At 61.8% G+C, this 5,954-nt stretch carries 5 protein-coding genes; 3 read left to right on the forward strand and 2 right to left on the reverse strand.

The window, feature by feature from the left end; translation table 11 throughout:
* Window positions 1-250: 250 nt before the first annotated feature.
* Both chrA and IT41_RS18770 read right to left on the reverse strand, forming a co-directional pair.
* Window positions 251-1,621 carry a chromate efflux transporter gene (gene chrA / locus IT41_RS18765; protein WP_231564840.1) on the reverse strand — a complete coding sequence of 457 codons (1,371 nt, stop codon included), beginning with the start codon at window positions 1,619-1,621 and terminating at the stop codon, window positions 251-253.
* On the reverse strand, window positions 1,618-2,439 hold the full coding sequence (locus IT41_RS18770; protein ID WP_036744223.1) for a chromate resistance protein ChrB domain-containing protein: 822 nt from the start codon (window positions 2,437-2,439) through the stop codon (window positions 1,618-1,620). Before IT41_RS18770 ends, chrA begins: the two co-directional genes overlap by 4 nt.
* A gap of 252 nt (window positions 2,440-2,691) precedes the next feature.
* Here IT41_RS18770 and IT41_RS18775 point away from each other — a divergent pair, with 252 nt between their 5' ends.
* Genes IT41_RS18775 through IT41_RS18785 form a run of 3 tightly spaced genes read left to right on the forward strand, consistent with a single transcriptional unit; the run spans window position 2,692 to window position 5,836 of the window.
* Entirely contained in the window at window positions 2,692-3,909 is a 1,218-nt protein-coding gene (locus IT41_RS18775) for a tyrosine-type recombinase/integrase (protein WP_036744225.1), read from the forward strand.
* On the forward strand, window positions 3,906-4,847 hold the full coding sequence (locus IT41_RS18780) for a tyrosine-type recombinase/integrase (RefSeq protein WP_036744226.1): 942 nt from the start codon (window positions 3,906-3,908) through the stop codon (window positions 4,845-4,847). Before IT41_RS18775 ends, IT41_RS18780 begins: the two co-directional genes overlap by 4 nt.
* The gene (locus IT41_RS18785) at window positions 4,844-5,836 is read left to right on the forward strand and encodes a tyrosine-type recombinase/integrase (RefSeq protein WP_036744228.1); all 993 of its coding nucleotides are present in this window, start codon (window positions 4,844-4,846) and stop codon (window positions 5,834-5,836) included. The genes IT41_RS18780 and IT41_RS18785 overlap by 4 nt, the downstream gene beginning before the upstream one ends.
* Window positions 5,837-5,954 lie beyond the last annotated feature (118 nt).

Genomic DNA, 5,954 nt, shown 5'->3' on the forward strand with positions numbered 1-5,954 from the left:
CATTATGCCGGAAGTGGGATTATGCCGACTTCGCAAGCGCTCTGCTGTAATTGCAGGCCAAAGTCCTCTTTGCGCTCGGCATAAACCGACGCCCAAACGAAACTCAAGGGAGCTGAGGAATTCGGTTAGGGGTTAGCGTGCCCACGATCCGATTGTCCGGGTGGGGCTTTGACGAAATGCGGCGTTGTCCCCTTATCAATCTCGTCATGGGCCCTTTGGCTCTCACTTGGATCGCGAGAGCGGATCACCGTTATGCAATGTTGGCCACCCCAAGAACCAGACCAGCCGCTGCGCACCCGGCGAGAACCGTCACTGGGCCGAGCTTGAAGCGGAAAACCGCGACAAGCGCGGCAAGGACCAACGCCGCAGCAGACAGGTTCATTGTGGACCAGACGGGCACATCGAGATCGAGGCCGAAAGACGTGATCGTCTGCACCTCATCGAAAACAACATGCAGACCGAACCAGACCGCAAGATTCATGATCACCCCCACGACGGCGGCCGTGATCGCCGTCAGGGCTGCTGTCAGCACTTTGTTGTCGCGCAAGCGCTCGATGAACGGGGCACCTAGGAATATCCAGAGGAAGCAGGGTGTGAACGTAACCCATGTCGTCAGCAGCCCGCCCAGCGTTCCCGCCATCAACGGCGACAGTCCGCCCGCATCGCGGAAGGCTCCCATGAAGCCCACGAACTGCGTCACCATGATTAGGGGCCCGGGCGTAGTCTCGGCCATGCCGAGCCCGTCCAGCATCTCGCCGGGGGCGAGCCAGCCGTAGTTCTGAACTGCCTCCTGCGCGACATAGGCAAGGACCGCATAAGCGCCACCGAAGGTCACCACGGCCATGACGCTGAAAAAGCCTGCGATCTGGGCAAAAACGTTGGCCGGACCGAAGACGGCGAACAGCAGGGCGACCGGGACCAACCAGAGCACGAGGAACGCTGCCGAGACGCGAAACGCCCACCCTCGGTTGACCTGCGTGTGAGCCGGCGATTCTTCGCCGAGGAGGGTGTCGGCGTCATCGACCTGGACCTTGCCCACCTTGCCGTGTCCGCCGCCACCATGAAATGCAGGCAGACCCGCACGGGCGCCGAAGAACCCGATCAAGCCAGCAATCAGGATGATGAGCGGGAAAGGGATGGCGAAGCCAAAGATCGCTACGAAGGCGGCGGCGGCGATGGTGACCATCGCCCCGTTCTTCAGTGCACGCGAGCCGATCCGGATGACCGCCTGCACCACGATGGCCAGCACCGCGGCCTTGAGCCCGAAGAACAAAGCTTCGACTGGCCCGACATTGCCGTAAAGCGCATAGACCCAGCTGAGTGCCATGATCGCCACGACGCCCGGCAGCACGAAGAGGACGCCCGCGATGATGCCGCCGAGGGTGCGATGCATCAGCCAGCCGATATAGACGGCGAGTTGCATGGCTTCCGGCCCCGGCAGCAGCATGCAGTAGTTGAGCGCATGAAGGAACCGCTTCTCACCCAGCCAGCGCTGTTCTTCGACGAGGATGCGATGCATGAGCGCGATCTGTCCTGCGGGGCCGCCAAAGCTCAGCAGGCCAATGCGGGCCCAGATGCGGGTGGCCGCACCAAGGGTTGGATATGCGCGGTCCTGCATCATTCTGCCTTCGGCTTGTTAGTGGGCCAGTTATGGGTCTCGTCGGTCGCGTCCCGTGCCCATCGATAAAAGGCGTCATAGAGGAGCATCCCGGCCTCTAGTTGTTCCAGATCGTCGGAATACATCCGCGACAGGCCGAGCGAAGCGGCAAGCAGACCGGCGGCTTCGGGTGCGAGGTCCATCCGAGCGGTATCGGCTCCGCGAACGATGGCGGCCAGGCGGTCGAGGGCGGGAATGCCTAGGCCGAACTCGGCCAGCATCACATCGAAGGTGCAGAGCTCGCCCCGATGGCTCCAGAACACGCCCTCGATGTCGAAGGGCGCGGCATTGTAGCGCTCGGCGACGCCCACCACTTCGGCGGGGGCAACGAACAGGATGATCGCACGGGGATCGAGAAAGCGCCGGATCAACCAAGGACAGGCGATGCGGTCGATTTTGGGGCGGGAGCGGGTGACCCAAATGGTACGGCCCTGCGCATCGCGCGCCGGCAACTTGCCTGGATCGATCAACGGGAGTCCGGCCGCTCGCCAAGCATCGAACCCGCCCTCGAGATATTCCGAGGAGCAGCCTTCGGCGCGAAGCCAGGCAGCCGTGCCCTGGCTGCGCCGGTGGCCGGCCTGACAGACGGCAATGGACGGCTGCCCACCGAGTTGTGACGCGAGCGCGGCGAGCGCCTGGTCATCGATCCGGGCGGCGCCAGGGAGCAACCGTGGATCGGTCGCGAAATCCTCCTCGGACCGCACGTCGAGCAAGAGCGGCGCTCGAGGGGTTCCGATGATGCGGGTGAGTTTATCGAACGAAATGGCATTGGGCGCAGGCATGTGCGTTCCTCCGTGGCCGGGGTTGAACAGGAACGCGATCTTCGGCTGGCGCCTCGTGGGGAGCTCGCAATCCCCATAATTTTAGATACGAAAGTCCGGGCAGCCACGTCAAGAACTCTATATGCGGGTCAGCGTTGAAGAGGTGACGTCGAAATATTGTCTTGGCCGCACGTGCCCTCAGATGAAGATCGACTGGTCACAAAGCGGGGATTTGGCGCGAAGTTCATTGCTCCACCAACATGGAGCACAGAAATGGAAAAATCCGATCATACATGCCTTGATCAGTATCTCGCATCATTCGAAGAAAGCCTTGCGTCCAGAAACTACAAACCGGATACGCTGAAAAATTATCGTTATTTGCTTCGACGCTTCGGTCGCTTGCTCGATGACGAGGCCATTGCACCGTCGGCGTTGACGCCAGATCTTGCTGTTGAATTGGGATGTCGATTGCCAGCGACACCGCAGAGCCAGATCAAGGTTCCCAATCTTGCCAGGCTGTTCGTCGCGCATCTGATTGAAATCGGCGTGGCGACACGACCGCCGCTGACACCTGCGCAGGCCGAGCGCGCAGAGCTGCTGAGCAACTTCGAAACCTATCTTCTGCGGCAACGCGGTCTCAGCCCGCGTACGATCTATCACGTGCTCCGGTTCGCGGATCGCTTTCTCGACCATCGCTTCGGCGACAATGTGCTCGACCTGCCGGCGCTGAACGTGCGGGATGTCGTGGCGTTCATGGAGCACCTTCTCTCACGCAAGCGCCCGTTCCGCGACAAGACGCCGGCCACGCATCTGCGCAGCTTCTTCCAGTATCTGTTCGCCCAGGGCCTCACGACGACCAACCTCTCGCTCTGCGTCCCCAGAGTCCACAAACCTTGGGGCGCGAGGCTCCCTCGTTATCTGTCGCCTGATGAGGTGGAGGCCGTCGTCGCGTCGGTGCGCACCAATCCGCGGCGTGGTGCCCGCGACTACGCCATGCTGTTGCTGATGGCTCGTCTCGGCCTGCGTGCGCCGGAGATTATCGCGATCCAGTTGGATGACATCGACTGGCGCGCCGGCGAACTGATGGTTCGTGGAAAAGGGCAGCAACATGACCGGTTGCCAATCCCGCCGGACGTCGGCGAAGCCATCATTCGGTATTTACAGGAGGAGCGAACTTCAGCGACCACGCGCATGTTGTTCGTGACGCATCGAGCGCCCAACCGTCCGTTCAAGGACAGCCAGGTCATCAACACGATATTGAAGGAGGCGTTCGCGGCGACGGGCGTGAAGCCCCCGACACCCTATGTGGGATCGCATGTTCTGCGCCACAGCCTGGCGACGAACATGGTTCGCGCCGGTGCGTCATTGGAAGAGATCGGCGATCTGCTGCGGCATCGATCGCGGGCGACGACGATGATCTACGCCAAGCTCGATACGGACGGGCTGCGCTCCATTGCCCAGCCTTGGCCTGTTGCGGAGGTGGCACGATGAGCTTCCTTGCCGAAATGGACTGCTATCTGACCGTCAGACGACAGCTCGGCACTGCAATGACCACGGATGGACGGATATTACGCCGCTTCGTCACCTTCGCCGACAGCGACGGCGCGCTGCACGTCAGCGCCAACCTGATCATGCGCTGGCTCGAAAGCCTTCCCTCTGCAAGTCCCGGAACACGGGCAACACGCTTCAGGGTGGCCCGCCAGTTCGCCGAGTGGCTGCATGGACAGGATCCCAGGCACGAGGCCCCGCCCCGGGGATTGGTGCCCGGTCGCGTTCAACGTGTGCATCCATATATTTATAGTGACGCCGAAATCGTTGCGATCATCGAGCATGCGCGATCGCTGCCATCGACCTACGGGATGCGCGGCCTGACGTGCTCGACGCTGTTCGGTCTGATCGCCGTGACGGGGCTCCGCATCAGCGAAGCTCTCGGTCTCGATCCTGCCGATCTCGATGTCGAATCCGGTGTGCTTCATGTCCGGCAGGGCAAGCTCGGCAAGGAGCGGTTGCTGCCGCTGGACCCGAGCGTCGTGGAACGGCTGGAAAGCTATAGTCGCGAGCGGGACCGGCTGCTCGGGCGCAGGCCGGAAGCGTTCTTCGTGACCTGTGAGGGGCGTCGTCTTGGCGACTGCGGTGCGCGCTACAACTTCGCACATGTATGCCAGAAGATCGGGCTGCGAGAGCGGCAGCTTTATCTTCGGCACGGCCGTGGCCCGCGCATCCATGATCTTCGTCACACCTTCGCGGTGCAGACCATGCTGAGTTGGTATCGGTCGGGCAAAGACGTCGGTCGCGAGATGATCAAGCTTACGACATGGCTCGGTCATGCAAACACCGCCCACACATACTGGTATCTGGAAGCGGTCCCGGAACTGCTGGAACTGGCCTCCGCTCGAATAACAGGCGCGGCGGCGGAGGAAGGTCGATGAAGGCGACCAACTTCCCCACGCTGATCCAGCGCTTCTTCACTGACCGGCTCTGCACGCAAATGGAAGCGAGCCGCCACACCGTCGCTGGCTACCGGGACACATTCCGGCTGCTGGTCCGATATGCAAGTTCACGATGTGGAAAGCCGCCCACAAAGCTCACGATCGAAGATCTCGATGCCGATCTCGTCGCCGACTTCCTGACCCATATGGAAACGGCGCGCGGCAACACGGCCCGCACCCGCAATACGCGTCTTGCAGCCATCCGGTCATTCTTCCGATACGTCGCATTGACCGACCCGGGTTGGTTGCTTCATTGCCAGCGCATTCTCTCCATGCCGAACAAGCGATATGTGAAGCGCAGCGTCACATTCCTCGACGCTGATGAGATAGCGGCGCTGCTGGCCGCGCCGGATCGAACGACCTGGGTCGGGCGGCGAGATCACGTCCTGCTGGTGCTTGCACTCCAGACCGGGCTAAGGGCGTCCGAACTGGTCAACCTGCGCTGCAAAGACGTGGTTCTCGGCACCGGCGCTCACATCCGCTGCATCGGCAAGGGGCGAAAAGAACGAAGCACACCCCTTCGTCGCGATACGGCGAAACTGATCCAGGTCTGGGTAGGCGAACGCCGCGACAGCGACGGGCCATTGTTCCCGTCAATCCGAGGCGAGCAACTCAGCCGGGATGCTTTGGAGCATCTGGTGCGGAAGCATTGCCTGACGGCATCACGAGCTTGCCCGAGCCTCGCCGGCAAGCGAGTCACGCCACACACGCTGCGCCACAGCACTGCGATGGAACTGCTGCACCATGGCGTCGACCAGTCTGTAATCGCCCTCTGGCTCGGGCATGAATCCGTGGAGACCACTCAAATCTATATCCACGCCGACATGCGGCTGAAGGAAAAAGCGCTCGCTCAGGTCGCCAACCCGGAAACGCATCCGGGGCGGTATCGTCCTAACGACGAGTTGCTCGCCTTCCTGGAATCGCTCTGAATATGCCGAACCGCTGCATGGCCGAACCTCGGCAAACCAGCCACCGCACTCGGCCATGCGGCATAATCCCACTTCCGGCATAATGCGTGTTATGCCGATATCGGCATAACTGTCACGC

Origin of the sequence: Paracoccus halophilus (assembly GCF_000763905.1) — a bacterium.
GTDB lineage: Bacteria > Pseudomonadota > Alphaproteobacteria > Rhodobacterales > Rhodobacteraceae > Paracoccus > Paracoccus halophilus.

Excerpts from the sequence above, each read along its gene's own strand:
- chrA (WP_231564840.1), bottom strand. The coding sequence starts at position 1,621 with ATGATGCAGGACCGCGCATATCCAACCCTTGGTGCGGCCACCCGCATC.
- IT41_RS18770 (WP_036744223.1), bottom strand. The coding sequence starts at position 2,439 with ATGCCTGCGCCCAATGCCATTTCGTTCGATAAACTCACCCGCATCATC.
- IT41_RS18775 (WP_036744225.1), top strand. The coding sequence starts at position 2,692 with ATGGAAAAATCCGATCATACATGCCTTGATCAGTATCTCGCATCATTC.
- IT41_RS18780 (WP_036744226.1), top strand. The coding sequence starts at position 3,906 with ATGAGCTTCCTTGCCGAAATGGACTGCTATCTGACCGTCAGACGACAG.
- IT41_RS18785 (WP_036744228.1), top strand. The coding sequence starts at position 4,844 with ATGAAGGCGACCAACTTCCCCACGCTGATCCAGCGCTTCTTCACTGAC.